Origin of the sequence: Micromonospora sp. NPDC023737 (genome assembly GCF_040639715.1) — a bacterium.
Lineage (GTDB): Bacteria > Actinomycetota > Actinomycetes > Mycobacteriales > Micromonosporaceae > Micromonospora.
Genome location: NZ_JBFAAL010000013.1, coordinates 37,520 through 64,454 on the forward strand (window position 1 = coordinate 37,520; position 26,935 = coordinate 64,454).

The window sequence follows — 26,935 nt, forward strand, 5'->3', positions numbered from 1 at the left end:
TTCGACCCCTCGTTGGGCGAGTTCACCCTGCGCCCGGTCGATCCGTACGCGGACGCCACGTTGCTGCACCACTGGGTGACCCATCCGAAGGCCGTGTTCTGGCTGATGCAGGACGCCGACGTGGCTCGGGTCGCCGAGGAGTACCGGCGCATCGCAGCGCACCCGCACCACGACGCGTACCTGGGCCACTGGCGCGGCCGGCCCGCCTTCCTGGCCGAGCGCTACGACCCCGCGCGTGTCGAACTCGTCGGCCGGTACGACGCACGCCCCGGTGACGTCGGCATGCACTTCCTCTGCGCGCCGGCAGACGCCCCCGTGCACGGCTTCACCCGCGCGGTGATCACCACGGTGCTGGCCTGGCTCTTCGCCGACCCGTCGACCGAACGGGTGGTGGTCGAGCCGGATGTGCGCAACACCGCGGTGCACGCGCTGAACGCCGCCGTCGGCTTCCAGGTCGTCGGCACCATCACCAAACCCGAGAAGGACGCACTGTTGAGCATCTGCACCCGCGCCGGCTTCCACCGCGCCACCGGCCTCGACGCCGGCACGGTCTCCGCGACCGGAGCGCCCAGCATGGACGGAGCCTCGGCGTGACCGTGTTCGACCCCGTCGCCCACCTCGCACCCGCGCACTGGGCCCGCGCCAACCGGCTACTGGTGCGCAAGGCCCTCGCCGAGTTCGCCCACGAGCGGCTGCTCACCCCGGAGCCGACGACCGCCCCCGCACTCGCCGAGCCCGCCGCCGTCGAGCCCGCCGCCGCCGCGCCCGCCGTCGAGCCCGCCGCCGCCGCGCCCGCCGCCGCGCCCGCCGCCGCTGCCGGCGACGCCCCGCGCTGGTACGTGGTGCGCAGCGAGGACGACACCGTGACGTACCGCTTCGCCGCCCTCCTGCGCACCCTCGAGCACTGGCAGATCGACGCGGAGAGCATCACCCGGCATCGCGGTGACGAGGAGTTGCCGCTGGACGCGGTCGACCTGATCATCGAACTGCGCGGGACCCTCGGGCTCTCCGATCAGGTCCTCCCGGTGTATCTGGAGGAGATCACGTCCACGCTGGCCGGTATCGCCTACAAGCTGGACCGTCCGCCGACGACCGCCAAGGAACTCGCGGCGGCCGACTTCCAGACCATCGAGACCTCGATGACCGAGGGCCACCCCTGCTTCGTGGCCAACAACGGCCGGCTCGGCTTCGGCATCGACGAATACCACCGGTACGCCCCGGAGGCGGCCCGGCCGGTCCGGCTGGTCTGGCTCGCCGCGCACCGGGACCACGCGCAGTTCAGCCACTGCGCGGACCTCGACTACGACACCCTCATCGCCGGGGAACTCGGTGCGGAGACGCTGTCCCGGTTCGAGGCCGTCATGGTCGGCCTCGGCCTGGATCTCGACGACTACCTGCTGATCCCGGTCCACCCGTGGCAGTGGCAGAACCGGATCGCCGTCACCTTCGCCGGCGAGGTGGCGCAGCGTCGCCTGGTCTGGCTCGGTCCCGGGGCCGACGAACACCTCGCTCAGCAGTCCATCCGGACCTTCTTCAACCTCACCGACCCGACGCGGCACTACGTCAAGACCGCGCTCTCGGTGCTCAACATGGGGTTCATGCGCGGGTTGTCGGCCACGTACATGGCGGGGACGCCGGCCATCAACGACTGGCTGGCCGACCTGATCGCCTCCGACGAGGTCTTCACCGCGACCGGCCTCACCGTCCTGCGGGAGCGGGCCGCCGTCGGCTACCGGCACCCGCAGTACGAGGCGGCCACCGACCGGCACTCCCCGTACCGGAAGATGCTCGCCGCCCTGTGGCGGGAGAGTCCCGTGCCGCAGCTCGGGCCGGGCCGGCGACTGGCCACCATGGCCTCGCTGCTGCACGTCGATCGCGACGGCGGCTCCCTCGCCGCCGCGCTGATCGACCGTTCCGGCCTGGCGCCGGAGACGTGGCTGCGGCGCTACCTGGACGCCTACCTGACCCCGCTGCTGCACGCGTTCTACGCCTACGACCTGGCCTTCATGCCGCACGGCGAGAACGTGATCCTCGTCCTCGACGACCAGGACACCGTCGAGCGGGCGATCTTCAAGGACATCGCCGAGGAGATCGTGGTGATGAGCCCCGACCGACCACTGCCACCGGCGGTCGAACGCATCCGGGCGGACGTGCCGGAGCAGGAGCGGCTGCTGTCCATCTTCACCGACGTGCTGGACTGCTACCTGCGGCACCTGGGCGCGGTGCTGGCCGAGACCGGCACGCTCACCGAGGAGGGCTTCTGGCGTACGGTAGCCGGCTGCGCCGCCGACTACCTGGCGAGCGTTCCGCACCTGGCCGACCGGATCGAGCGCTACGACCTGTTCGCCCCGGAGTTCGCGCTCTCCTGCCTCAACCGGTTGCAGCTGCGCGACAACCAGCAGATGGTCGACCTCGCCGACCCGTCGGCGGCGCTGCAACTCGTCGGCACGCTGGCCAACCCGCTGGCACCGTACACGCCCGCCCGGTGAGCCGGAGCCGCCGGGGTGTCCGGGGTCGCCCGGGCACCCCGACGGCACGTCTAATGACGACATGACCACCCTGCGCACCCTGAGCCTGCTCGCCGCGACGGTGACCATGGGACTGATGGCCGGTCTCTTCGCCGCGTTCGCCTACTCCGTCATGCCCGGCCTGGTGCGCGCCGATGCCCGAACGCTGGTCCTCGCCATGCAGCGGATCAACGAGGCCATCCTCAACGGTTGGTTCTTCGCCTGCTTCCTCGGCGCGCTGGCCTTCACCGGTGCGGCAGCTGCGCTGCACGTCTCGCCGGGCTGGACCGCGGTGCTGCCCTGGATCGTGGCGGCGCTGGTGCTCTACCTGGTCGTGCTGGTGGTCACCATGGCGCTCAACGTGCCGCTGAACAACGCTCTCGCCCGGGCCGGCGACCCTGACCGGCTCGCCGACGTCGTCGGGGTGCGGGACCGGTTCGCCCCGGCGTATATCCGCTGGAACCTGCTACGTGCGGTCGCCTCGGTGGCCGGGTTCGCGCTGCTCGGCTGGGCGCTGGTGGTGCACGGCCGGGTCGCCGGCTGACCCGGCAGGCCGACTCGGCCGGCTCGGCCCGCCGGTCAGAACTCGTGGTACATGACGTGCAGGCCGACCCGGCCGAGACTGGGGTGCCGGAACGCTCCGGGCACGGTCCCCACCACCGTGAAGCCCTCCCGCAGGTACACCTCGACGGCCGCCCGGTTCGTCTCCACGACCGCGTTGAACTGCATGCCCGCGTACCCCTGCTGCCGGGCCCAGGCCAGCGCCTCCCGGCACAGCGCGGTGCCGACACCTCGGCCGCGGGCGTCCGCCGCCACCATGAAGCTCGCGGTGGAGACGTGCGAGCCGGGCCCGGGGCGGTTGGGACCCATCTTCGCCGTTCCCAGGACCCGCGTGCCGTCGACGGCCACCACCGTGCGCCCGGGCGGGGCCTCCACCCAGACCGCGTACGCCTCGTCGGCGTTCATCGCGGGGTCGTAGGCGAACGTGTCCTGCGCCCGGACGACTTCGGAGATGATCGGCCACACCTGCGCCCAGTCCTGCGGCGCGAACGCTCGGATCCGCACCAGCGCAGGCTAGGGACGCCGGCACGGCGAGGCAACCGGCTTTCCCCGAGACGCCGGTCGGCGGTTGCTCTCCGGCCGGCGTGGTGACCTGCCGCCCCGATGCGGGAAACCGAAGGTCCACAGTGGCCGGGCGGCAGATCGTTGTCGGTGCCCGAACCTAGACTCCGCGGCCATGGTGATGGTGAAGTTCGTCGACGAGACCACCAGCGGCGCCAAGGCCGACGCGTGGCACCTGGAGATCTTCGAGGAGCGGCTCGCCCTGCGCGAGCTGATCCGCCGCCGGGTCTTCCAGGAGGTGGCCGAGTACAACGCCGGGCGGCCCGAGGTCTTCCGCGGCCTGGTGCAGCCCAGCGACGCCGAGCGCACGCTCAACGGCTACCGGCTGCGCGAGCCCCGCCGGGTCGACGCCGAGGAGCAGTACGAACGCGCGATCGAGGCGTTCGGTCGCAACGGTTTCGTGGTGCTCGTCGACGACCGGCAGGTCGACCACCTCGACGCGGAGGTGCAGTTGCACGCCGGCGCGGAGGTCTGCTTCCTCAAGCTCGTCCCGCTGGTCGGTGGCTGATGAGCGCCTACGGCAAGCACGTCGCCGCGCTCCGGCGGCTCGCCACCGGCGACGACATCGCCGCGATCGTCACGGAGCTGGTCTGGATCGCCGGTCACTTCCACGGCGGCTGGCACTACGAGGGCCCCCGGATCGCCGACGCCCTCGACGCGCTGCCCGACGACCGGCGTGCCCGGCTCGCGAGCGCCCTGGTCGACCGGCTCGAGGCGGGTGACCCGCCCGGCGTCGACGACGAGGCCGACGATGAGGCGTTGACCACGCTCGTGACGGTGCTGCTCCGCAGGTTCGGCGCGGCGGTCGCCGTCGCCGACATCCGGCGCCTGCTCGGCCACGCCACCGGTCGGTGGACCTGGTGGCTCGTCGACGAGTACGCCGAGCTGTGTCAGGTGGTGTACGAGGCCGACGGCGTCCTGCCCGGCGAGGTCGTGGCGGCGCTGCGTCGTACGGAGGTCACCGGCTACACCTCCACCGGCCTGGTACGGCAGCTGCTCCAACGGGTCCGTGAGCCTCTGCTGAACCCGGGGGAGGCGTGGAGCGACCAGGTGCTGGCCGAGCTGCCCGCGCTCGGCGACGGCTGGCCGGACCTGGTGGCGCACGCGGTCACCGCCACCTCCGCCCGTCCCGCCGCCCGGTGGGAACGGCAGGCGCGCGCGTTGCTCGACCGGGTGGGCAACGACACCTACCGCAAGAGGGCGCTCACCTGGCTGGCGCAGGTCGGTCGCCCGCGCACCGTCCCGGTCCGGCCCCGCGAGTACGAGCAGGACTTCTCCCAGGCGTACGACCCGTACAACGCGACGGCGCTGCGGGGCCTCATCTGGCTGCTCACCCTCACCGCCGACGGCGCGGACACCGAGGTCGCGCGTGAGCTGGGGCGGCTGGTGGAGACCTCGCTGCGCAAGGTGCCGGGCCTCGGCCCGCGCAACCCCAAGGTGGCCAACGCCGCCGTGCACGCGCTCTCCCGTCTGGACGGTGAACCGGCGCTCGCCCAGCTCGCCCGACTGACCGCCCGGGTCACCTACAAGGGCACGCTCAAGGAACTCAACAAGGCCCTCGACCAGCGGGCGACCGATCTCGGGCTGTCCCGGGCGGAGGTCGAGGAGCTGGCGGTCCCGACGTACGGCCTGACCGGCACGGGTCGGCGGATCGAGACGTTCGGCGAGGTCACCGCGGAACTGGTCATCGACGGCGGCGTGGTGGCACTGCACTGGTGTAACGCCGCGGGCCGTCCGGTCCGGACGGTGCCCGCCGCCGTCCGCCGGGAGCACCCCGAGCAGCTGCGGGAGTTGAAGGCGACGGCGAAGGACGTCGAGAAGATGCTGGCCGCCCAGGCCGAGCGGCTGGACCGGCAGTTCCTCGCCCAGCGACGCTGGCGGTACGCCGCCTGGCGGGCGCGGTATCTCGACCATCCGCTGGTCGGCACGCTGGGGCGGCGGCTGATCTGGCTGGTCGACGGCGTGCCGTGCGGGTACGCCGACGGCGCGCTGCGCACGGTCGACGACGTGCCGGTCACGGCGGCCGACGACGCCGAGGTGACGATCTGGCACCCGATCGGGCGCGACCTCACCGAGGTGCTCGGCTGGCGCGACTGGCTGGAACGACACGCCGTGGTGCAGCCGTTCAAGCAGGCGCACCGGGAGGTCTACCTGCTCACCGCCGCCGAGGAACGCACCGGCGTCTACTCCAACCGGTTCGCCGCGCATGTGTTGCGTCAGCACCAGTTCCACGCGCTCGCGGCGGTGCGTGGCTGGCGCAACCGGCTGCGGTTGATGGTCGACGACGAGTACCCCCCGGCCACCCGTGAGCTGCCCGAGTGGGGGCTACGCGCCGAGTACTGGGTGGAGGGAGCCGGTGACGACTACGACACGGACGCCACCGACACGGGCACCTATCTGCGGCTGGTCACCGACCAGGTCCGCTTCTATCCACTCGACGCGGCGGAGAACAGCGCGCACGCCGGCGGTGGCGGGTACGCGCAATGGCTACCCGCGGAAGGCCAGCCGCCCGGCCCGCTGCCGCTGGAGCAGATCCCGCCGCTGGTGTTCAGCGAGGTGATGCGCGACGTCGACCTCTTCGTCGGGGTGGCCAGCGTGGGCAACGACCCGACCTGGCAGGACGGCGGCCCCGAGGGCCGGTACCGGGAGTACTGGCAGTTGTACGGCTTCGGCGAGCTGTCGGCCACCGCGGAGACCCGGCGGGACCTGCTCACGCGGCTCGTGCCCCGGCTGGCCGTCGCCGACCGGTGCCAGCTGGTGGGGCGCTTCCTCGTGGTCCGTGGCGACCTGCGCACATACAAGATCCACCTCGGCTCGGGGAACATCCTGATGAGCCCCAACGACGAGTACCTCTGCATCGTGCCGCAGCAGTCGGCGACGGCCGGGAACGGGCAGCTGTTCCTGCCGTTCGAGGGGGACCGGATGCTCGGCGTCATCCTCAGCAAGGCGCTGCTGCTCGCCCGGGACACCGAGATCACCGACTCGACGATCGTCTCCCAGATCCGCCACCGGTAGCCGGCGCCGTGCCTCCGGTGGTCGCGGCGAGCCGCCGGAGGCACGGTCCCCGGGAACGACCCAGGCCGAAGAGGGCTGGTCGGGGCGGCCCGCGGACGACATGATCGGATCACCCTGCCCCGACCAGCGATACTTACGGGAGAGCCGTGTTCGCGCTGCCGCTGACCACCGACGTCGAGCTACGTCCGATCGAGCCCTGGCGGGCCGAAGAGTTCCTCGCCCACCTCGACCGCGCCCGCGAGCACATCGCTCCCTGGGTGGGGCCGTCCTTCGTGGCCACCGACCTGGAGTCGGCCCGGGCGGTGCTCCAGCGGTACGCGGACCGTCGGGCGCGCGACGCCGGGGGCATCTGGGGACTGTGGCGTCATGACACGCTCGTCGGCGGGGTCATGTTCGTCTCGTTCGACGTCGCGCTCGGCCTGTGCGAGGTGGGCTGTTGGCTCGAACCGTCCGCCCAGGGCCACGGGCTGGTCTTCCGGGCCGTACGTCACGTCGTCGACTGGGCGGTGCGGGAGCGTGGCATCCACCGAGTCGAGTGGCGTACCAAGCCCGACAATGTACGCAGCATCGCGCTGGCGCGCCGGTTGGGCCTGCGTCTCGACGGCACGCTCCGCGAGGTCTACCCGGGCCCGTCCGGCCGGATCGACATACAGATCTGGTCGGTGCTCGCCGACGAGTGGCGGGCGACGTTTACCGCCGGGAGCGGTGGCTCAGACGCAGGCCAGCACCCCGTCGAGTGACCGGGGCACCCGGCCCAGGTCGAGCGCGTCGACCAGCAGCCGGGCGTACCCCCTCTTGCGTCCGGAGCGGGTGCCGAGGAACCTGCGCAGCTGGGCGTCCACCGGGCGTCCCTGTTGGGCCGGCTGCCGTTGGAAGAGCCGGAACGAGCGCAGCTCGCCCTCGGCGGCGACGACCTCCTGCACCGCCTCGACGCCGACCGCACGGATCAGTTCGTCCTCCAGGTCGGCGACGCAGACGTGGAAGCCCAGCGCGGTCATCGCGTCGCGGGACAGCTCCGCCCCGTATCCCGCCCGATGCAGTCCGCGCCGGACGTAACCCTCCTCGGCGTGGTCGTAGAGCCCGGCCAGCCGCAGCCCCTGACCGGCCGGGCCGAGCAGGTCGAGGAAGTGGCCGATGTTGGTGACACCACCCATCGGCACCACCCGTACGCTCTCGGCGGCCAGATCCCGTCCGCGCCGGACGGCCAGCGTCTCGAGGGCCACCCGGTCGCTCTCGCCCTCGACGAGGACCACGGTGTGTGCGTCGCGGGCCACCGTCGCGTCGAGCAGCACGGGCACCTCCACCTCCTCGGGCACATCATCGCGTGGCGGCCGGTCGACGACCCAACGGTTTTCCGGTGTGAGTTTCTGTCGTACCCCCGCGGCAACATGCATCCATGGCTGTCTCCGCGCTGACCCCTCACTCCGATCAGCCGCGCTCCCTGCCGTTGCGCGAGGCGCGCACCCGGTTCACCCAGCTCGTCGCGCTCGCCGAGCTGACCGACACCGTCACGGTGGTGACCCGCGACGGCGATCCGCGTCCGGTGGCCGCGATCGTGCCGGCCGGCGCCGCGCGCACCCTGGCGCAGGCCAGTGCCGACGCCGACCGGCTCGCCACGGTCACCTCCGGCTGGGCCCGTCGCCTCGACGAGCAGCGCCGGCAGAGCAGCCGCCGGCACGCCGCCGAGCTGCGTGCGGTTCGTGCCGCGTTGGCGCAGGCGTGGGCCGAGCTCGACCGCCGCACGCCTGCTGGCGATCCGGTCCTCGCCCGGCTCCGGGCCGCCCACGCCGACCTGCTCGCCGACTGATCCAGTCGCCACGTCACCGGGGCGAAGGGCGCCGGATGGGGTCAGGCCCGGCGGGTGGTCCGGCCCTTGAGGTGGCGGCCCAACTCCCGGGCGATCTCCCGGTTGGCGTCGCGTTCGGCGAGGGCCTGACGCTTGTCGTACGACCGGCGGCCCCGGGCGAGCGCGAGTTCCACCTTGGCCCAGCCGTTCTCGAAGTACATCGACAGCGGCACGAGCGTGAAACCGCCCTCCCGGGTCTTGGCGAGAATGCGCTCGATCTCCACCCGGTGCAGCAGCAGCTTGCGGGTGCGCCGCGGCTGGTGGTTGGTCCAGCTGCCGAAGCCGTACTCGGCGATGTGCAGCCCGTACAACATAATCTCGCCATCGCGCTCCTGGGCGAACGCGTCGACCAGCGACGCGCGCCCCTCCCGCAGCGACTTGACCTCGGTGCCGGCCAGCACGATCCCGGCCTCGTACGTCTTGAGGATCGTGTAGTCGTGCCGCGCCTTCTTGTTCGAGGCGATCAGCCGGCGCTCGGGCTGCCTGGAGGCGTTCACCCGGCCGAGGATATCCGGACGCGGTGCCGCCGCTCGAATCGTCAGCGGCGAGCCGCCTCGGTTCCGCGCGCAGGGAGGAGTCGGCCCGGTACACCCCGACGTCGCGCCAGCGGCCGCGCCGCTGGCGTCAGCCGGGTCGTGTGGCCGGCCGGGCCCGGCGGCTGCGGGCGGCCCGCCCGGTCGGGTCCGGTGGGGTCAGAGCGTGGCGGCCACCTCGGCCAGGACGGGGAGCAGCGCGGCCACCGCGGGGGAGCGGTGGCGGTGGGCGACCGTGGCGGCGTACACCCGCCGTGTCGGCGCCTCGTCGGGGTGGAGTCGGAGCAGGGCGAGATCGGTCGGGGCGGCCCGGACAGCCAGCGCGGGCACCAGCGCGACGCCGAGGCCCGCGCTCACGCAGCCCAGCTTTCCGGTCCAGTCAGCGGCGACGATGTCGATACGCGGCCGGAAGCCGGGCGGCATGGTGGCCCGCATGAACGGGTCCGCCCAGTCCGCGGATCCCGCGATGAAGGACTCCCCGGCCAGTTCCGCCAGGCGTACAGTGTCGCGCCCGGCCAGCGCGTGCCGCCGGGGTACCGCCACCAGCAGGCGCTCATCGAGCAGGTGGTGCAGGTCGAACCGTACGCCGTCGAGTGGCTGATCGGGTGGCGCGCTCACCACGGCGAGGTCAGTGTCGCCGGCGAGCAGTCGCTCCAGCAGGGTGGGCGTACGGCCCTCCAGCAGTGAGAGGCCGACCTCGGGGTGTGCGGCACGGAAGGCGGCCAGGGCACGGGGTACCAACGCGGCCACCGCGGTCGGGAACGCGCCGACCCGGAGGCGGCCGCCACCCAGCCCGCGCAGCGCGTCCAACTCTCGGCGGGCGGTGGTCAGTCGGTCGAGCACCGCCTCGACGTGCGGGAGCAGGTGCCGGCCCTCCTCGGTCAAGGTCACACCCCGCGGCAGCCGGTCGAAGAGCACCACCCCGAACTCCGCCTCGAGCGCGGCGATCTGCCGGGACACCGCCGACTGGGTGTAGCGAAGCTCCTCTGCGGCTGCCGTGATCGACCCGTGCCGTACGACGGTTCGCAGCACGTCAAGCGCCTCGATCTGCATGCGGTGCACGGTAGCCGATGACATGCGAGATACGCATGTCAGGCATTCCAACTATTCGCTGGTCGCATGTCAGGCACCCGCCTACGGTTCCAGGCATGTGGAAGATCGCCGTACTCGGCACCGGGCGGATGGGCGCGGCCATCGCTCACCGCCTGTTCGCCTCCGGGCACTCGCTGACGGTCTGGAATCGCACGGCCGCCCGTACCGAACCGCTGAGCCGCATCGGCGTGGCGGTCGCCGGCTCACCCGCCGACGCCGTCGGCGGGGTCGACGTCGCCCTCACCATGCTGGCCGACCCGGCAGCCGTCGACACCGTCCTGTTCGGGCCGGGCGGCGCCGCGTCGGCTCTCGCGCCGGGCGCCTGCCTCGTCGAGATGTCCACCATCGGTCCGGCTGCGGTCCGAGCCCTCGTCGACCGACTCCCCGAGGGGTCCCTCGTCGATGCCCCGGTCGCCGGGAGCGTCACCGCCGCGTCGTCCGGGCGACTCCGGGTGTACGCCGGTGGACCGACCGTGGCCGTCGAGCACGTCCGCCCGCTGCTGGAAACTCTCGGCACCGTACGCCACCTGGGTCCCGTCGGCAGTGGCGCGGCGGCCAAACTCGTGCTCAACGCGGCGCTGTTGATCGGGGTGGGAGGCGTCGCCGACACGCTCGCCGTCGCCCGATCCGTCGGGGTCGACCGGGACGTCGCACTCGACCTACTCGGCACCGGTCCACTCGGCGCGGCGCTCGCTCGGGCCACCACGGCCGACGCCGACTTTCCGGTCGCGCTGGCCGAGAAGGACCTCGGCCTGGTGCTGGACGAACTGGCCGGGACTGCCGCCCCTCTGGTCCGTGCCGCCCGGGCGGTGCTGGCCGCCGCACCCGACCCGACCGCTGACATCGCCGCCCTCACCACCCTGGAGCGTCCGTGAAGCTCACCCTCGACAACCCGAACACCGTCGCCGCGCCCTTTGGGGACCGGTTCGCCCACGTGGCCCGGCTCGACCTGGCCGGCGGCACCCTGTTGCTGCTCGCCGGGCAGGTCGGCGTCGACGACGACGGCCGGGTGGTCGCGCTGGGTGACGTCGTCGCGCAGTCCGAGCGGATCTTCGAGATCGTCGACGGCGTGCTCGCCGCGCACGGCGCCGGCCTCGCCGACGTGCTGCACGTCCGCAGCTTCCTCACCGACCTGGATGATCTGCCCGGGTACGCGGCCGTCCGGCGGCGGCTCTTCACCGGGGCTCCGCCACCGGCCAGCACCACCGTCGAGGTGAGCCGGCTGTTTCTGCCCGGAGCGGTGATCGAGGTCGAGGTGACCGCCGCCGTACCGGCCGAGCGGCCACGCTGACCCGGCCCGTGACCGTCGCCCCGCCGCTGATCGACTCGCCTTCCCTGAAGCCGGGCGTCCTGGACACGCCACGACAACCCGCCTTCGAGGAACCCGAGTTGATCACGGCGGCGCCGACCTGCCCGGCGACGGGCCGGTGGAGACGGGGAAGGTCAGGAGGTCTCGGTGCGCAGCCGCTCGGCGAGTTCCCGAACCGACTCGGTGAGCCGGTCGTCGGATTCGCCCGGCCAGTGCCCGAAGATCGGCGGTGGCACGCTGTCGCTCGGCGGAGGAACCACGTCGCGCGGGTCGATCTGCCGCCGGTCCACCGTCGCCGCCGGGTCGTCCGGGCGTGTCGGGTCGCCCGGCCGGTTAAGGGAGAAGATCCAACTGCCGATCTGGTCGGTGTCCCGCCAGATGTTGATCCACCGCCAGCCGACCCGCCTGCCCACCTCCCGGAGCACGTCCTCGTCGACGTACGCGGGGAACAGGGGGCCGTAGAGCCGGCGCAACGGCGAGCCGTAGGTGAGCAGGGCGACCCGCTTCCCCACCCGTTCCGGCAGTTGCAGCACGGTCGCCGCGAGCAGCACCGACCCGTGGCTGTGCCCGGAGAGCAGCACGCGGTCGCCGCGCCCGACCAGGTAGGTGATCCGTTGGGTCAGCTCGGGTACCGCCCGCTCGGCGTAGCAGGGCGGGGCGAAGGGGTGGGTGCCGCGGGGCCAGAACGTGCCCAGGTCCCAGATCACGCCGACGTACCGGCGGAACTCGACGGTCCGGTAGGCGAAGATGCCGCCGACGAGCAGGCCGAGGAGGATGGCGGCGATCACGTAGCTGCCCGTGCCGAGGAGAAAGTTCACCAGGTCGCCGGGAACCCCGATGTAGCCCTGGACGATGTCCGCCGGGTACCGCCCCATGAGTCCGAAGATGCTGGTGGCCAGGCCCAGCCCGATGAGGCAGGCGTAGGCCATGGTGATCGGCTCCAGGTGCTCGGTGAATCGGGCCCGGGCGATGGTTCGCTCGACCTGCCGCAGCCGTGGCCCGGCCTCCGGCGGAGCGTTGGGGAAGTCCCGAGCGACGATCTCGGCGGCGATGCGGTACCTGCTCCGGACGGAGATGACGGTCACCAGCCCGGCGACGAGCAACGTGCCGAGCACCGCCAGCACGAATCCGAAGATCGCCCACTTGTACGCCGGTGGTGGGCTGATCAGGAGGCGTGCCGCGGTCGGCTGGTCGCGGTTCAGCAGGTCCGCCACCCGGTAGACCAGCTCGGAGGAGAACGCCACCGCCAGCCCGGTGGCGACGGCCGCGATGGCCGGTGCTCCCCAACCGCTCCGGGTGGCCCGCATGCCCCGACCGCGCAGCACGACGAGCCCGATGCCGGCCAGCAGCAACGTCTGGGCGGCGAAGATCCACGCCAGGGTGGCCCCGTAGCGGGGCAGACCGATCCCCGCCGGCCACGGCGTCGGGTCGACCAGGACGACCACCACGACCAACACGGTCAACCCGCAGGCGATCGTGCGCAGGGCCCGCATGACGAGGTTCGCCCTAGGGCCGACTTTTGGCCTTTCTATCAGGTTGTGGGCGCAAACCAGCACCACGCAGGCCACCAGGACCGCTCCGACCAGCACCGCCAGCACCAGCGACGCGACGGAGGCGCCGGGCCCGGCGCGGGCGGCGAGCAGGCTCGCGTCGAGTGTGGCGAACGCGGTCGCGACGTGGATCGAGCGCAGCCGTCCGACGATCGGGGCGAAATTCTGTTTGCCCGCCGCACCGAGCTGATACTTTCCGGACTCGGTGCGCGTGGTTGGGCGGAATGCGCTGAACGGCCGGCCGGGCCGTGCGCCGAGCCACCAGATCAGCGCGATGGCCCCGGCCGGGACCAGGCTGAGCACCGCCAGGCGCAGCCCAGTCGGCTGTGCGCCCAGCCAGGAGAGCCAGTCCCGGTCCCGGACGCAGCGCGGGGAGGCCATGCACTGCCAGGCGACCAGATCCAGTGCGACCCCGACGATGGAGAGCACGTAGAGCGCGGTCAGGGTGAGCCCGAGTACCCGGCACAGCGTCTTCATCAGGGCATGGGATTCGGGAGGTGTCGGACGCATCCAGGCCGCCACGTTGCAGAGCATGAACGGAAGCAGGAAGACCAGCGACAACGTCCGCACCGCGGTGCCGGAGGGCAGATCGCTCCAGCGGTACGCCTCCACCGTGACGCCGCCCGGGCCGGAGCTGTCCGGGTAGCCGGGCCGCGGGCGGAAGAAGCCGCCGTTGCTGTCCCCGGCGACCTGGTACGCGTGCGGCCGGTCCAACACCTGCTCGGGGCCCGCCCCCGAGACCCCGTGCACCCGCAGCTCCACGACCTCGCCGGTCTCCGCCGGCCCGGCCGTTGACGGCGTCTCCGACATAGGCCCCCCGGAGGTGTCTACGGCGGCCCGGGCCGCGGCGCCCCGCCGGCGCCCGGCCCCGGTTACCCGCCCGGACGCCCGCCAATCGTCGTGCCGCCCCGCTATCACGCCTCTTTCCGGGTGCGCCTCGCCGAGGTGCCGGTGACCGATGGTGAGCGAGGTGGTTTCATGGGCGCCATGGCGAATCCGGTGATCCTGACCGTCGACGACGACCCGGTGGTCTCCCGTGCGGTGGCGCGCGACCTGCGTCGACGCTACGGCGAGCGCTACCGGGTGATCCGTGCCGGGTCGGGCCCGGAGGCGCTGGACGCGCTGCGCGAGATCAAGCTGCGCGGTGAGCAGGTGGCGTTGCTGCTCGCCGACCACCGGATGCCGGAGATGACCGGCATCGAGTTCCTTGAGGCGGCGATGGACCTCTTCCCCGCCGCCCGGCGGGTGCTGCTCACCGCGTACGCGGACACGGACGCCGCGATCGAGGCGATCAACGTCGTCGACCTGGACCACTACCTGCTCAAGCCCTGGCACCCGCCGGAGGAGAAGCTCTACCCGGTGATGGACGGGCTGCTGGAGGCGTGGGCGGCCACTCCCGACGCGGCGCTGACCGAGATCCGGGTGGTGGGACACCGCTGGTCCGCCCCCTCGTTCAAGATCCGTGACTTCCTGGCCCGCAACCTCATCCCGTACCGCTGGCTGCTCACGGACGACCCGGAGGGCGTCCGACTGCTCGCCGCCGCCGGCGCCGGCGAGACGGACGTGCCGCTGGTGGTGACCGCCGAGGGCAAGACGCTGATCGCCCCGTCGGCGGCCGAGCTGGCCAGTGTGGTGGGGCTCGCCGTGGAACCGACCACCGACTTCTACGACGTGGTGGTGGTCGGCGGCGGCCCGGCCGGCCTCGGCTCGGCCGTGTACGCGGCGTCGGAGGGCCTGCGTACGGTGCTCGTGGAACGCCGCGCCACCGGCGGGCAGGCCGGGCAGAGCAGCCGGATCGAGAACTACCTGGGCTTTCCCGACGGCGTCTCCGGTGCCCAGCTCACCGACCGGGCACGCCGGCAGGCGCTCAAGTTCGGCGCCGAGCTGCTCAGCACCCGGGAGGTGACCGGGTTGACCGAGGCGGGCGGGGCCCGGCTGCTCCGCTTCGGCGACGGCACCGAGATCGCGGCGCACACCGTGGTGCTCGCCACCGGCGTCTCCTACCGGGTGCTCGACGCCCCGGGCGTGGGCGACTTCACCGGTCGGGGGATCTTCTACGGAGCCGTCTCCACCGAGGCGCCGAACTGCGTCGACCAGGAGGTCTACATCGTCGGCGGGGCGAACTCCGCCGGTCAGGCGGCGGTGTTCTTCTCCCGTTACGCCGCCCGGGTGCACCTGGTGGTCCGGGGGCCCGACCTGACCGCGTCGATGTCGCGTTACCTGATCGACCAGTTGGAGCAGAGCGACCGGATCACCGTGCACCCGCACACGCAGGTGGTGGGCGCGGCGGGCGGCGACCACCTGGAGCGGATCACGCTCTGCGACTCCCGTACCGGCGAGGTGCGTACCGCCGAGACCTCCTGGCTGTTCGTCTTCATCGGCGCGGAACCGCGGACGGACTGGCTGGACGGGGTGCTGGCGCGTGACGAGCGCGGCTTCATCGTCACCGGGCCCGACCTGGTCACCGATGGGAAACCGCCATCCGGCTGGTCGCTGTCGCGCGACCCGTACCACCTGGAGACCAGCCTGCCGGGGGTCTTCGCCGCCGGCGACGTGCGCTCCCAGTCGGTGAAGCGGGTCGCCTCCGCCGTGGGCGAGGGAGCCATGGCCGTCTCGCTGGTGCACCGCTACCTGGAGGCGCAGTGACCACCCCGAACGGCCGGTTGGGGCCGGAGCAACTGCGTACCCTGTTCCTGTTCGAGACGCTCGACGACGACCAGCTGGCCTGGCTCGCGGAGTGCGGCCGGGTGGAGCAACGGGCCGGCGGAACGCTGGTCTACGGCGAGGGGGAGGCCGCGACCTGTTTCTTCGTCCTGCTCTCCGGCACGGTGACGCTCAGCCGGCGGGTGGCCGAGGACGAGGTCGAGCTGAACCGCACCTCGCAGCGGGGGGTGTACGGCGGAGCCACCCAGGCGTACATCGTCGAAGAGACCGAGCAGGTCTACCGCAACACGATGCGCGCGATCACCGACGCCGAGTTCTTCGTGCTCCCCGCGGAGAACTTCGCGCGGGCCGTGCGCACCTGGTTCCCGATGGCGATGCACCTGCTGGAGGGGCTGTTCATCGGGATGCGGAACAGCCAGACCCTCGTCGGTGAGCGGGAGCGGCTGCTCGCCCTCGGCTCGCTCTCGGCCGGCCTCACCCACGAGCTGAACAATCCGGCCGCGGCGGCGGTCCGGGCGACCTCGGTGCTGCGCGACCGGGTGGCCGGTATGCGGAGCAAGCTCGCGATGATCGCCGACGGTCGCCTCGACGGCAGCGCCCTGCACCGCCTGGTGGAGTTGCAGGAGGAGGCGGTGGCGCGGGTGGTGACCGCGCCGAAGCTCAGCCCGATGGCCGCCTCCGACGCCGAGGACGCGCTCACCGACTGGCTGGACGAACGTGGGGTACGGGCGGCCTGGGACCTGGCGCCGATCCTGGTCGGTGGCGGCGCGGACACCGAGTGGCTGACCCGGGTACAGACGATCGTCGGGTCGGCCGACCTGGAGGCGGCCATCCGGTGGCTCACCTACACGGTCGAGACCGAGTTGCTGATGCGGGAGATCGGCGAGGCGGTCACCCGGATCTCCGGCCTGGTCGGTGCCGCCAAGCAGTACTCGCAGCTGGACCGGGCGCCGTTCCAGGTGGTCGACGTGCACGACCTGCTCGACGCCACGCTCGTGATGTTCAAGGCGAAGATCCCGGCCGGGGTCAAGCTCGTCAAGGAGTACGACCGGAGCCTGCCGCAGGTGCCGGCGTACGCGGCGGAGCTGAACCAGGTCTGGACCAACCTGGTCGACAACGCGCTGGGCGCGATGGGGGACAAGGGGACGCTGACCGTACGCACCGAGCGGGCGGGTGACCTGCTCGCCGTGGAGATCGCCGACACCGGGTCGGGAATCCCGCCGGAGGTGCGTCCGCGCATCTTCGAGCCGTTCTTCACCACGAAACCGGTGGGCAGCGGCACGGGCCTCGGGCTGGACATCTCGTACCGGATCGTCGTGCACAAGCACCACGGCGACATTCGGGTACGCAGCGAGCCGGGCGACACGGTCTTCCGGGTGCTGCTGCCGCTGACCGTCGAACGCCCGCCCACGCCGGATCCGCTTCCCGCGCCCTGACCGTCCGTCCGGGCGGGACGCGGTTTCAGCCGGGCCGATGCGGCGGGTGGTTCAGCCGGCGCGGTGGGCGGCCAGGAAGTCGGCGAGCACCCGGGTGTGCGTGTCGAAGGCCAGCTCGATCGGTTCGGTGAGGACCAGCCACTCGGTGGCCTCCTCGGTCGGCGCCGAGGCGGGCAGGTCTTCGGCACGCTGCTCGGGCAGCACGCCGAAGACCATCATCGTGCCGCCACGGGGCGCGGAGTGCACCGCGAAGAGCGTGGCGTCCTGGGCCGCCGCGATCAGGCCGGTCTCCTCGCGCAGTTCCCGGACCAGCGCCTCGTTCCACTCCTCGCCGTACTCGATGAAACCCCCGGGCAGGGCGAGCTGCCCGCGGGCGGGCTCGATGTCCCGCCGGACCACCACCACGCCGACGCCGGAGGCGGTGCGGACCGGGAGCACCGCGACCGCGACCGGGAGCGGGTTGCGCCAGACCGTCTGCCCGCAGACCGGGCAGACCCGCGGCCATCCGGCCGACGCCGGGTAGGCGGCTCCGCAGAAGGAACAGTGGGAGTACGGCGCACCGGTCATGCCGCAGCACGTTACCCGCGGTCCGCCGTCCACTTCGACCAAGGTCGACTCGATATCCATGAAGTCGGGCTGTCCGGGCGCGCAGGACAGCCCGACTTCATGAAGGACGAGTCGATCACGCCGCCCGCGCCGCCCGCGCCGCCCGCGCCGCGCGGGCCGCGCGCCGTGCCGTGCGGTAGCTCAGGCGGGGACGCCGGTGTAGAAGGCGGTGACCCGGTCGGCGGCGGCCCGGGCGGCGTCGGGGTCGGTGCCGGCGGCGACGCTCGCCTCGCACCAGCGCTCGCTGGCCAGCGTCATGAACGCTCGCCCCTCCGCCGAGGCCGACCACGCCTCGGCGTCCTCCGGGCGTACGCCCGCCCCGGCCGCACCGAAGTACGTCGCGAGGCCGAGCAGTCCGAGGTCCCAGCCGATGCCGACCGCGCCCGGGCCGAACTGCGCCCACCGGTCGTCGTCGACGTGTGCGATGTGGTCCAACTCGAAGCGGGTGCGGTCACCCTCCTGCGTGGTCAGGCGGACCTCGATCCAGCTGACCTCGTTGCCGTACTCCCAGGTCGCCGTGAAGCTGTGCGGCGGGTCGCAGGTCTCCACGACGCCACCGGCGTTGCCCTGCAACTGGTAGCGCCCGCCCAGCCGTAGCTCGCCGGAGACCGGGAGGAACCAGCGGGGGATCCGCTCGGCGTTCGTGCAGGCGTCCCAGACGTCCTCGATCGGCGCGTCGTACGTCTGGCTGATCGTGGTCACCCGCGCCTCGCCCGCCTCCAGCGTCCGGCTGCCGACCTGCCGTCGGACCGCGTTGATCTGCTCGCTGGCATCGATCATCGTTCTCTCCTCTTGTCGGGAAAATCCGTGGCCCGCCGGCGTGCCCGCTCGTCGGGGTCGGCGGGTGCCGACCGGCGTGGCCGCTCGTCCGCCCGCGCCGCTGATTCGGCGTGGCCGTGGTGGTCGGACTCCTGCGGTGGCGCCCCGTCGGGCGTGGTGCCGGACTGTTCGCGCAGTCGCCGCTCGCGCTTGCCGCGGGCGAGCTCGGTGGCCAACGCGTTCAGTGGTGGGGTCCAGAACCGGCGGAAGTGGTCGAGCCACTCGTCGACGTCGCGCAGCGGGCGCGGGTCGACCGCGTAGAGCCGCCGCGTGCCGTCCGGCCGGACGGTGGCGAACCCGTTGAGCCGGAGGACCTTCAGGTGCTGGGAGACGGCCGGCTGGGAGATGCCGAACTCGCGCTGGATCACGACGCAGACGTCGCCCGCGCTCGTCTCGCCCTCGGCGAGCAGCTCCAGGATCCGGCGCCGCACCGGGTCGCCCAACACGTCGAAGGCATGCACCCGGAAGTTATATCAGCGATCTATTAATTAAGTAAAGGGTGATGTGCCGATGAGTTTGTCGAGCCGGATCGGCAGGTCCCGCACCCGTACGCCGGTGGCGTGCCGGACGGCGTTGGCGATCGCCGCGGCCGTGCCCACGATGCCGATCTCCCCGAGCCCCTTCACCCCGGCGGGGTTCAGGTCGGGGTCCTCCTCGTCGACCCAGTACGCCTCGATCTGCTCGACGTCCGCACACCCGGTGATGTGGTACGTGGCGAGGTCGTGGTTGACCCAGTCGCCGTACCGCTCGTCGAGCAGCCCCTCCTCGTGCAGCGCCATGGAGATCCCCATGGTCATGCCCCCGATGAGCTGGCTGCGCGCGGTCGTCGGATTCACCACCCGCCCGGCGGCGAACACACCGAGCATGCGGTTCACCCGCACCTCGCCGGTGTCCACGTCCACCCGCACCTCGGCGAACTGGGCGCCGTACGCGTAACGGGCCATCGGCTGCTGGGCCCGCACCTCGTCGGCGGTGCTCGCCGCGACGGTCAACCCCTCGGCTGGCAGCGTGCCGGAGTGGTGGCCGAGGCGGTCGCGCAGCTCCTGGCAGGCGCGTACCACCGCCCAGCTCCACGAGGAGGTGCCCATCGAACCCCCGGCCACCCCGGCCGGCGGCAGGTCGCTGTCGCCGATCCGGATGTCCACCCGCTCCGGCGGCACGCCCAGCGCGTCCGCGGCGACCAGCCAGAGCGCCGTGCGCGCGCCGGTGCCGATGTCGGTCGCGTTGATCCGGGCCAGGTAACGGCCGTCCGGGAACGCGGTCGCCGTGGCCGCGGAGGCGCGCGCACGAGCGGGGTAGCTGGAGCCGGCCACTCCGGTGCCGATCAGCCACCGGCCCTCGCGGCGGGTGCCGGGGCGCAGGTCGCGGTCGGCCCAACCGAACCGGCGGGCCCCCTCGGTGAGGCACGCGACGAGGTTTCGGCTGCTGAACGGGTGACCCTGGTCCGGGTCGACCGTCGGCTCGTTGCGGATCCGGAGCTCGATCGGGTCGATCCCGCAGGCGGAGGCGAGTTCGTCCATCGCGGACTCCAGGGCGTACGCGCCGGGGCACTCGCCCGGTGCCCGCATCCAGAACGGAGTCGGCACGTCGAGGCGGACCAGCCGGTGCGTGGTGCGTCGGTGCGGGGCCGCGTACATGCTGCGGGTGTAGACGGCGGTCTGCTCGGCGAACTCGGTGAGCGTCGAGGTCTGGCTGATCGCGTCGTGGCAGATCGCCGCGATCCGGCCGTCCGCGTCGGAGCCGAGCCGTACCCGTTGGATCGTCGGAGTGCGGTATCCGATCGGGCCGAAGAGCTGTTGACGGGTCAGGGCGAGCCGGACCGGCCGGCCCACCTGCCGGGCCGCGAGTGCGGCGAGCACCACGGCGGCCTTCGGGTAGCCCTTGCTGCCGAACCCGCCGCCGACGTGTTCGCTGATCACCCGGACCGACTCGCGGGGAATCTCGAACAGCTCGGCGAGCGCGGCCTGCACGGCCGTCGAACCCTGATTGCTGTCGTGCAGGAGCAGTTGCCCGTCCCGCCACTGTGCCGTGGTGGCGTGCGGCTCCATCGGATTGTTGTGGTAGGCCGGAGTCCGGTAGGTGGCGTCGACCCGCACCTCGGCGGCCTCGAACGCGGCGTCGAAGTTCCCGTCGGTGGTGTCCGTCGGATAGCTCGGGTTGACCTTCTCCGGCCGGTACAGCCCGGGATGGTCGGCGGTGAGCACGGTGCTGTGCGGTTCGGTGTCGTACTCGATCAGTACGTGCCGTGCCCCCTCTCGGGCCGCCTCGATGCTCTCCGCCACGACCAGGGCCACCAGTTGGCCGCGGTAGTGGACCGTCGGATCCTGCAACAGGTGCAGCTCCGCTTCGACGCCGGAGGCAAGCCGGGGGGCGTTGCCGTGGTGCAGGACGGCGAGCACGCCCGGCACCGCGAGCGCCGGGTCCGGGTCGATCCGGGTGATCCGGCCGCGCACCGCCGCGGCGGGCACCGCCCATCCGTACGTCACGTCGTCCAATGGGTACTCGACCGCGTACCGGGCCGTGCCGGTGACCTTCTCGCGGCCCTCCAGCCGCGGATGGGCCCGGCCGACCGCACCCGCGCTCACGCGCGTGCTCCGGCGTTCACGTCGGCGGCCCGGATCATGCCCGCGACTCCGCCAGCTCGGTGAGCGCGCGGACGGTGACGGCGCGGATTAGCCGCACCTTGAAGCCGTTGTGGCTCAGTGGGCGTGCCACCGCGAGTTCGGCGTCGGCGGCCTGCCCGGCCAGCTCCGGTGTGAACGGCCGGCCACGCAGCTCCGCCTCGGCCCGGTAGGCCCGCCACGGCCGGTGCGCGACCGCACCGTAGGCGAGCCGGACGTCACGCACCACGTCGCCGTCCAGGTCGAGCACGGCGGCCACCGAACCGACCGCGAAGGCGAACGAGGCCCGATCGCGCACCTTGAGGTACGCCGACCGGCGCGCGGCCGGCAGCGCCGGGAGCCGTACGGCGGTGATCAGTGCGCCCCGCCGCAGGGTGGTCTCCCGCTCCGGGTGCTCCCCCGGGGACCGGTGCAGTTCGACGAAGGGTACGTCCCGCGTACCGTCGGGCTCGGCCACCTCCACCACCGCGTCGAGCGCGGCCAGCGCCACCGCCAGGTCCGAGGGGTGGGTGGCGACGCACTGCTCGGACCAGTCCAGGATGGCCAGGTCGCGGTTCTGCCCGTGCCGGGCCGCGCAGCCGCTGCCGGGCTCCCGCTTGTTGCACGCCTTGCCGGTGTCCTGGAAGTAGTAGCACCGGGTGCGCTGCAACAGGTTGCCGGCCGTGGTCGCCATGTTGCGCACCTGGCCGGAGGCGGCGGCGAGCAGGGCACGGGCGAGCACGGGATAGTCCCGCCGTACCACCGGGTGAGCGGCGAGGTCGCTGTTGCGTACGGTGGCGCCGACGCGCAGGCCGCCGTTGGGCAGCGGCTCGATCGCGTCCAGCGGCAGCCGGGTGACGTCGACCAGCAGGTCGGGTCGCTGCACGCCGAGCTTCATGAGGTCGACGAGGTTGGTGCCGCCGGCCAGGTACGCCGCCTCGGGGTCCCCGCCGAGCAGCGCCACGGCCTCGTCGACATCGGCCGGGCGACGGTACCGGAACTCCCTCATCGCTCTCCCGCCGTCTCCCGGATCGCGGCCACGATGTGCGGGTACGCCCCGCACCGGCACAGGTTGCCGCTCATCCGTTCGCGTACCTCCGCGTCGGTCAGCCGGGCCGCGCCGGTCAGGTCGTCGGTGACCGCGCTCGGCCACCCCGCGGCGACCTCGTCGAGCATGCCGCGGGCGGAGCAGAGTTGCCCCGGCGTGCAGTAGCCGCACTGGAAGGCGTCATGGGCGATGAACGCGTCCTGCAACGGGGAGAGCGGGTCGGACCCGGCCAGCCCCTCGACGGTGGTGATCGAGCAGTCGTCGAGGGTGACGGCGAAGATGAGGCAGCTCTTCACCCGCCGGCCCTCCAGCAGCACGGTGCAGGAGCCGCACTGGCCGTGGTCGCAGCCCTTCTTCGCGCCGATGAGGTCCAGGTGCTCGCGCAGCGCGTCGAGCAACGTCGTGCGGTTGTCCAGCGTCAGCTCTCGACGGGTGCCGTTGACGGTGAAGGCGACCCGGGACGAGCGTTCGTCGCCGGCGACCGTGGCGCTACCGGAGCCGTTCTGCACCCGCCCATAGTAGCTTTGTTCGTACTAATCAGAAGAAAACCGGCGAATCGTTCACGGTGTGGGGGCGGTGTGGAACAGGGGATCGTGGCCGGGCTCCTGCTCGCCGCCGGAGGCGGCCGCCGCTTCGGCCGGCCGAAGGCGCTCGTCGAGTTCGACGGCGAGCCGCTGGTGCGCCGCGCCCTGCGCCTGCTGGCCGCCGGCGGCTGCGCCCCGGTGCACGTCGTGGTCGGTGCCGGGGCGGACGACCTGCCGCCGCTGCCGGAGGCGGTCCTCGTCCGCAATCCCGACTGGTGTCAGGGGATGGGCCTGTCGTTGCGCCTCGGGTTGGCATCGCTGCCCACGCACGTGACCGCGGCCGTGGTCGTCCTCGTCGACCAGCCGCTGCTCACCCCGGCGGCGGTACGCCGGGTGCGGGCCGCGTACGCCGGCGGCGCGGTGGTCGCGACGGCCACCTACGCCGGGCGCCCCGGGCACCCCGTCCTGCTCGGGCGCGACACCTGGCCGTTGCTCGGGCGGTACGCCACCGGGGACCGGGGCGCGCGCGACCTGCTGCGCGCCCAGCCCGACCTGGTGGTCCGGGTGCCCTGCGACGGCGTCGGCGTCCCACTGGACCTCGACACCCCGGCCGACCTCGCCCGCGTCACCCCGCCGTGACGAGCGCCGGGGCCGCCGCGAACCCGTCCGCGGCGGCCCGGATGAGCGCCGGTCAGCGGCGCCACTTCTGGTTGGGGCCGCCCGTGCACTCCCAGATCTGCAGGCGGGTACCGTCGGCGGAACTCACTCCGGTGGCGTCGAGGCACTTGTTCGCCTGCGGGTTGACGATGTCCCCGGCGGCGGTGAAGACCCAGCGTTGCGCGCCGGTGCCGTTGCAGTCCCAGAGTTGCACCGGTGTGCCGTTGGCGGTGCCGCCACCGGTGGCGTCGAGGCACTTGCCCAGTGCCCGCACCGTGCTGTCGCCGGCCCAGGCCCAGCGCTGCGCGGCGGTGCCGTTGCAGGTCCAGAGCTGCACCGCCGTACCGTTCGCGGTGTTCGCGCCGGCCACGTCCACGCACTTGTCGCCGTACCCGACGATCGGCGCGCCGCCGCCCCCGCCGCCGGTGTCCCAGGCCTGCACCCGCACGTAGTCGACGACCATCTGCTGCGGGAAGACCGTGGTGCCGTCCGGGGAGCCGGGCCAGTTCCCGCCGACCGCGACGTTCATGATCATGAAGAAGGGGTGGTCGAAGACCCACCGGTTGCCCCGCAGGTCGGCCGGGGTCTTGCGGGAGTACTGCACACCGTCGAGGTACCAGGTGACCGAGTCCGGCGCCCAGTCGACGGTGTACGTGTGGAACGCGTCGGCGAGCGCCTGGCCGCCCGGCAGCGAGGTCTGCCCGGTGACGGCGTTGCCGCCGGAGTAGCCCGGCCCGTGCAGCGTGCCGTGCACCGTGGACGGCTCACGCCCCACGTTCTCCATGATGTCGATCTCGCCCCGGTCAGGCCAGGAGTCGCTGCTGGTGCCGAGCATCCAGAAGGCGGGCCAGAGCCCCTGCCCCCGAGGGATCTTGATGCGCGCCTCGAACCGGCCGTACGCCTGGGCGAACGTGCCGGCGGTGAGCAGTCGGGCCGAGGTGTACTGGCAGCTGCCGTACCAGCAGTTGTAGTTGGCCGGGTTCTCCCGGCGGGCGGTGATCACCAGGTTGCCGTCACCGTCGAGCGCCGCGTTGCGGGTGCTGCTCGTGTAGTACTGCAACTCGTTGTTGCCCCAGCCGCCACCGCCGATGTCGTACTTCCACTTGTTCTGATCCGGTGCTGTGCCGGCGGGGCCGTTGAAGTCGTCGGACCAGGTCACCGCGCCGGGCGCGGCGGTGGCGGGCACGGTGGTGGGCACCGTCAGTGCGGCGCTCAGCCCCACGACGGCGAGCGCCAGTGCGGCGGCGGCACGAAGTCTGCGCATGGGAGGCCTCCCTGCGGTCTCGGCTGTCAGGGCCCTCGCCCCATCCGACGCGCCGACCCCGGACGGGAACTCTAAGGAAACCGGGGAAATAGATTGTCACCAATCTATTGGTGGGCCTCCACGGTGTCAAGAAAGCGCCCTCTCACCCGCCGCGCGGGAACAACCGGCCGAGCGGCCCCGCCCGGAATCCCTCGCTGGTGACGGCGTGGTAGACGATCATGACGATGATGCCGATCAGCCCGACCACCGGATCGACGAACCAACCGAGCAGGCCGCTCAGCCCGTACAGGATCAGGCCGGTGATCGGCCGGACGCGTTGGCTCCGGACATGCTCGGGGCCGACCTCCCGGGCCCGCAGGGTGGGATGACGGTGCAGATAGCTGAAGAACGCCAGCCAGGGAGCGGACATCAGGGCCGCCGCGATGGCGTAGAACGCCACGGCCGTTCGCTGGTCGGCGCTGTCACCCTCGCTGAAGGCCGAGGCCAGCACCGCGGTGGGGAACGGGATGATGACAGCGCCGAAAAGGATGGCGAGGTTGATCCAGTTGAGCGCCAGCGTGGTTCCGCGCACCAGGCGGATCAGCGCGTGGTGGTTGAGCCAGATCACTCCGATGTAGCCGAAGGACACCACGAACGCGAGATATGAGGCGCCCTCATGGCGCAACCCGGTCAGCAGGCCGCCCGCGTGGTAGTCCGGGACGCGGAGCTCCAGCACGAGCAGTGTGATGACGATGGCGAAGACCCCGTCGCTGAAGGCCTTCACGCGATCGGTCTCCGACACCCCGACCTGGCCCTCGGGCGGCCGGGAGCCCTCTTCCGCTGCGGCCATTGCCGCAGGCTATCCGCCCCGGGCCGGGGACGGCGGCGGTTCGCCCGGACATGATCGGGCCGCAGGTGCCGGTCCGCCTCCCCGGGCAACCGCTGGTGCGGCGCCCGGAGAGGCGGCACGTCGTACCCGCTCAGGCCCCCGGCGCGGCGGCGCCCGTACCCGCCGACCGGTGGCCGCGGATCAACTCGGCGTACCGGTGTCCGCTCGCCTTCATCGTCCGCCGCTGGGTGGCGTAGTCGACGTGCACCAGCCCGAAGCGCTTGTCGTAGCCGTACGCCCACTCGAAGTTGTCCAGCAGTGACCAGACGAAGTAGCCCGCGAGCGGTACGCCCCGCGCCACCGCCGAGGAGCAGGCCGCCAGGTGCTCCTCCAGGTGGTCGGTGCGTTCCTTGTCCTCCACGGTGCCCTCGGCGGTGACCTCGTCCGGCCACGCCGAGCCGCTCTCGGTGACGATGATCTTCGCGGGCCGGTACTCCGCGTTCACCGAGACCAGCAGCTGCTCGAGCCCGGGCGGGTAGACCTCCCAGCCCATCGCGGTCTCGACCGCGCCGGGGACCGGCACCTGCCGGGCGTACGGCGCCGGCCCCGCCGGGTCGTCCACGACCAGCTGACGGAAGTAGTAGTTCACACCGAGGAAGTCGGTCGGGGTGGCGATCACCGCGAGGTCGCCGTCGCGCACCGGCGGCTCGATGCCGTACGTGGCGATCATGTCGGTCGGGTAGCCGCGCCCGTGGATCGGGTCCAACCACCAGCGGTTGACGTGGCCGTCCATCCGGCGGGCCGCCGCGACGTCCTCCGGCCGGTCGGTGGCCGCCTCGATCGGGCTGAGGTTGAGCACCAGCCCGACCGACGCCGGTCGGGTGGCGTTCGCCCGTACGGCCTGGGTGGCGAGGCCGTGCCCGAGCAACGTGTGGTGGGAGGTGCGCACCGCGCGGCCGAGGTCCCGCTCCCCGGGGGCCATGTTGCCCTCCAGGTGGCCGATCCAGGAGACGCAGAGCGGCTCGTTGACCGTGCACCAGTCGGTCACCCGGTCGCCGAGGCGGGACGCGACGATCGCGGCGTAGTCGGCGAACGCCTCGGCGGTGGCCCGCTCCGGCCAGCCGCCCCGGTCCTGCAGGGCCTGCGGCAGGTCCCAGTGGTAGAGCGTGACGAACGGCCGGATCCCCTCCGCGAGCAGCCGGTCGACCAGCCGGTCGTAGAAGTCCAGCCCGGCCGCGTTGACCGTGCCGGTCCCCTCGGGCAGCACCCGCGGCCAGGCCACCGAGAACCGGTACGCGTCGACGCCGAGCCGGCGCAGCAGCGCCACGTCCTCCGGCCAACGGTGGTAGTGGTCGCAGGCCACGGCCCCGGTGTCACCGTTGTCGACGTTCCCCGGGATGGCCGAGAAGGTGTCCCAGATGGACGGGGATCGTCCGTCGACGTCGACGGCCCCCTCGATCTGGTACGCCGCGGTGGCGACGCCCCAGAGGAAGTCGGGCGGCAGCTTGGACAGGTCCGGCACGGGTCGGTTCTCC

At 72.5% G+C, this 26,935-nt stretch carries 25 protein-coding genes and 1 pseudogene; 12 read left to right on the forward strand and 14 right to left on the reverse strand.

Annotation, left to right across the window (positions count from 1 at the left end):
• The first annotated feature begins 12 nt into the window (after window positions 1–12).
• The 3 genes from AB0F98_RS24035 (at window position 13) to AB0F98_RS24045 (ending at window position 3,051) form a co-directional block, all read left to right on the forward strand.
• On the forward strand, window positions 13–594 hold the full coding sequence (locus tag AB0F98_RS24035; protein ID WP_357739403.1) for a GNAT family N-acetyltransferase: 582 nt from the start codon (window positions 13–15) through the stop codon (window positions 592–594).
• A complete protein-coding gene (locus AB0F98_RS24040) occupies window positions 591–2,489 on the forward strand; it encodes an IucA/IucC family protein (RefSeq protein ID WP_357739097.1) in 1,899 nt (632 codons plus the stop codon). The genes AB0F98_RS24035 and AB0F98_RS24040 overlap by 4 nt, the downstream gene beginning before the upstream one ends.
• 61 nt (window positions 2,490–2,550) lie before the next feature.
• On the forward strand, window positions 2,551–3,051 hold the full coding sequence (locus tag AB0F98_RS24045; protein WP_357739099.1) for an anthrone oxygenase family protein: 501 nt from the start codon (window positions 2,551–2,553) through the stop codon (window positions 3,049–3,051).
• Window positions 3,052–3,086: 35 nt separating this feature from the next.
• Here the strand turns inward: AB0F98_RS24045 and AB0F98_RS24050 are convergent, their stop codons facing one another.
• Window positions 3,087–3,572, reverse strand: coding sequence for a GNAT family N-acetyltransferase (locus AB0F98_RS24050; protein ID WP_357739102.1), 486 nt, complete (start codon window positions 3,570–3,572; stop codon window positions 3,087–3,089).
• 172 nt (window positions 3,573–3,744) lie between these two features.
• Here AB0F98_RS24050 and AB0F98_RS24055 point away from each other — a divergent pair, with 172 nt between their 5' ends.
• From AB0F98_RS24055 to AB0F98_RS24065, 3 genes are all read left to right on the forward strand, one after another.
• Window positions 3,745–4,137, forward strand: a complete 393-nt coding sequence (locus AB0F98_RS24055; protein ID WP_357739104.1) for a hypothetical protein — start codon at window positions 3,745–3,747, stop codon at window positions 4,135–4,137.
• The gene (locus tag AB0F98_RS24060; RefSeq protein WP_357739107.1) at window positions 4,137–6,644 is read left to right on the forward strand and encodes a DUF4132 domain-containing protein; all 2,508 of its coding nucleotides are present in this window, start codon (window positions 4,137–4,139) and stop codon (window positions 6,642–6,644) included. The genes AB0F98_RS24055 and AB0F98_RS24060 overlap by 1 nt, the downstream gene beginning before the upstream one ends.
• Before the next feature lie 146 nt (window positions 6,645–6,790).
• Entirely contained in the window at window positions 6,791–7,384 is a 594-nt protein-coding gene (locus AB0F98_RS24065; protein ID WP_357739110.1) for a GNAT family protein, read from the forward strand.
• Here AB0F98_RS24065 and AB0F98_RS24070 read toward each other — a convergent pair.
• Window positions 7,355–7,942 (reverse strand): TOPRIM nucleotidyl transferase/hydrolase domain-containing protein, encoded by a 588-nt coding sequence (locus AB0F98_RS24070; protein ID WP_357739112.1) that lies wholly within the window; start codon window positions 7,940–7,942, stop codon window positions 7,355–7,357. The two genes, AB0F98_RS24065 and AB0F98_RS24070, sit on opposite strands and share 30 nt — an antisense overlap.
• Before the next feature lie 98 nt (window positions 7,943–8,040).
• Here AB0F98_RS24070 and AB0F98_RS24075 point away from each other — a divergent pair, with 98 nt between their 5' ends.
• Window positions 8,041–8,451 carry a type II toxin-antitoxin system Phd/YefM family antitoxin gene (locus AB0F98_RS24075; RefSeq protein WP_357739115.1) on the forward strand — a complete coding sequence of 137 codons (411 nt, stop codon included), beginning with the start codon at window positions 8,041–8,043 and terminating at the stop codon, window positions 8,449–8,451.
• A 41-nt stretch (window positions 8,452–8,492) separates the two neighbouring features.
• Here AB0F98_RS24075 and smpB read toward each other — a convergent pair whose 3' ends face one another.
• Window positions 8,493–8,987: an SsrA-binding protein SmpB gene (gene smpB / locus AB0F98_RS24080; RefSeq protein ID WP_357739118.1), complete on the reverse strand. Its 495-nt coding sequence runs from the start codon at window positions 8,985–8,987 to the stop codon at window positions 8,493–8,495.
• 195 nt (window positions 8,988–9,182) lie between these two features.
• Window positions 9,183–10,076, reverse strand: a complete 894-nt coding sequence (locus tag AB0F98_RS24085; protein ID WP_357739120.1) for a LysR substrate-binding domain-containing protein — start codon at window positions 10,074–10,076, stop codon at window positions 9,183–9,185.
• A gap of 95 nt (window positions 10,077–10,171) precedes the next feature.
• Between AB0F98_RS24085 and AB0F98_RS24090 the strand changes: the two genes are divergently transcribed.
• Both AB0F98_RS24090 and AB0F98_RS24095 read left to right on the forward strand, forming a co-directional pair.
• On the forward strand, window positions 10,172–10,990 hold the full coding sequence (locus AB0F98_RS24090; protein ID WP_357739123.1) for an NAD(P)-dependent oxidoreductase: 819 nt from the start codon (window positions 10,172–10,174) through the stop codon (window positions 10,988–10,990).
• Entirely contained in the window at window positions 10,987–11,406 is a 420-nt protein-coding gene (locus tag AB0F98_RS24095; RefSeq protein WP_357739126.1) for a RidA family protein, read from the forward strand. Before AB0F98_RS24090 ends, AB0F98_RS24095 begins: the two co-directional genes overlap by 4 nt.
• A 152-nt stretch (window positions 11,407–11,558) precedes the next feature.
• Here the strand turns inward: AB0F98_RS24095 and AB0F98_RS24100 are convergent, their stop codons facing one another.
• Window positions 11,559–13,784 carry a hypothetical protein gene (locus AB0F98_RS24100; RefSeq protein WP_357739130.1) on the reverse strand — a complete coding sequence of 742 codons (2,226 nt, stop codon included), beginning with the start codon at window positions 13,782–13,784 and terminating at the stop codon, window positions 11,559–11,561.
• 168 nt (window positions 13,785–13,952) lie between these two features.
• On the opposite strand from AB0F98_RS24100, the gene AB0F98_RS24105 reads away from it, so the two are divergent.
• On the forward strand, window positions 13,953–15,620 hold the full coding sequence (locus tag AB0F98_RS24105; protein ID WP_357739133.1) for an FAD-dependent oxidoreductase: 1,668 nt from the start codon (window positions 13,953–13,955) through the stop codon (window positions 15,618–15,620).
• The gene (locus AB0F98_RS24110; protein ID WP_357739136.1) at window positions 15,617–17,074 is read left to right on the forward strand and encodes an ATP-binding protein; all 1,458 of its coding nucleotides are present in this window, start codon (window positions 15,617–15,619) and stop codon (window positions 17,072–17,074) included. Before AB0F98_RS24105 ends, AB0F98_RS24110 begins: the two co-directional genes overlap by 4 nt.
• Window positions 17,075–17,125: 51 nt before the next feature.
• Here AB0F98_RS24110 and AB0F98_RS24115 read toward each other — a convergent pair whose 3' ends face one another.
• From AB0F98_RS24115 to AB0F98_RS24140, 6 genes and pseudogenes are all read right to left on the reverse strand, one after another.
• Complete coding sequence (locus tag AB0F98_RS24115) at window positions 17,126–17,641, reverse strand: NUDIX domain-containing protein (RefSeq protein WP_357739139.1); 516 nt, start codon at window positions 17,639–17,641, stop codon at window positions 17,126–17,128.
• Window positions 17,642–17,821: 180 nt separating this feature from the next.
• Entirely contained in the window at window positions 17,822–18,460 is a 639-nt protein-coding gene (locus AB0F98_RS24120) for an SRPBCC family protein (protein ID WP_357739142.1), read from the reverse strand.
• Between the two features lie 170 nt (window positions 18,461–18,630).
• A pseudogene (locus AB0F98_RS24125) lies at window positions 18,631–18,960 on the reverse strand (metalloregulator ArsR/SmtB family transcription factor); the annotation flags it as partial.
• A gap of 27 nt (window positions 18,961–18,987) precedes the next feature.
• The gene (locus AB0F98_RS24130) at window positions 18,988–21,084 is read right to left on the reverse strand and encodes a xanthine dehydrogenase family protein molybdopterin-binding subunit (protein ID WP_357739145.1); all 2,097 of its coding nucleotides are present in this window, start codon (window positions 21,082–21,084) and stop codon (window positions 18,988–18,990) included.
• A 34-nt stretch (window positions 21,085–21,118) separates the two neighbouring features.
• Complete coding sequence (locus tag AB0F98_RS24135) at window positions 21,119–22,108, reverse strand: xanthine dehydrogenase family protein subunit M (protein ID WP_357739148.1); 990 nt, start codon at window positions 22,106–22,108, stop codon at window positions 21,119–21,121.
• Entirely contained in the window at window positions 22,105–22,656 is a 552-nt protein-coding gene (locus tag AB0F98_RS24140; RefSeq protein WP_357739151.1) for a 2Fe-2S iron-sulfur cluster-binding protein, read from the reverse strand. Before AB0F98_RS24140 ends, AB0F98_RS24135 begins: the two co-directional genes overlap by 4 nt.
• A gap of 69 nt (window positions 22,657–22,725) precedes the next feature.
• Here AB0F98_RS24140 and AB0F98_RS24145 point away from each other — a divergent pair, with 69 nt between their 5' ends.
• On the forward strand, window positions 22,726–23,310 hold the full coding sequence (locus AB0F98_RS24145; protein ID WP_357739154.1) for a nucleotidyltransferase family protein: 585 nt from the start codon (window positions 22,726–22,728) through the stop codon (window positions 23,308–23,310).
• A 52-nt stretch (window positions 23,311–23,362) separates the two neighbouring features.
• On the opposite strand, the gene AB0F98_RS24150 is transcribed toward AB0F98_RS24145, so the two are convergent.
• The 3 genes from AB0F98_RS24150 to AB0F98_RS24160 all read right to left on the reverse strand — a co-directional run bounded on the left by AB0F98_RS24150 (window position 23,363) and on the right by AB0F98_RS24160 (window position 26,922).
• Window positions 23,363–24,592 (reverse strand): family 16 glycosylhydrolase, encoded by a 1,230-nt coding sequence (locus AB0F98_RS24150; protein WP_357739157.1) that lies wholly within the window; start codon window positions 24,590–24,592, stop codon window positions 23,363–23,365.
• Window positions 24,593–24,734: 142 nt separating this feature from the next.
• On the reverse strand, window positions 24,735–25,421 hold the full coding sequence (locus tag AB0F98_RS24155) for a TMEM175 family protein (protein ID WP_357739160.1): 687 nt from the start codon (window positions 25,419–25,421) through the stop codon (window positions 24,735–24,737).
• Between the two features lie 130 nt (window positions 25,422–25,551).
• On the reverse strand, window positions 25,552–26,922 hold the full coding sequence (locus AB0F98_RS24160; RefSeq protein WP_357739163.1) for a GH1 family beta-glucosidase: 1,371 nt from the start codon (window positions 26,920–26,922) through the stop codon (window positions 25,552–25,554).
• Between the last annotated feature and the right edge of the window lie 13 nt (window positions 26,923–26,935).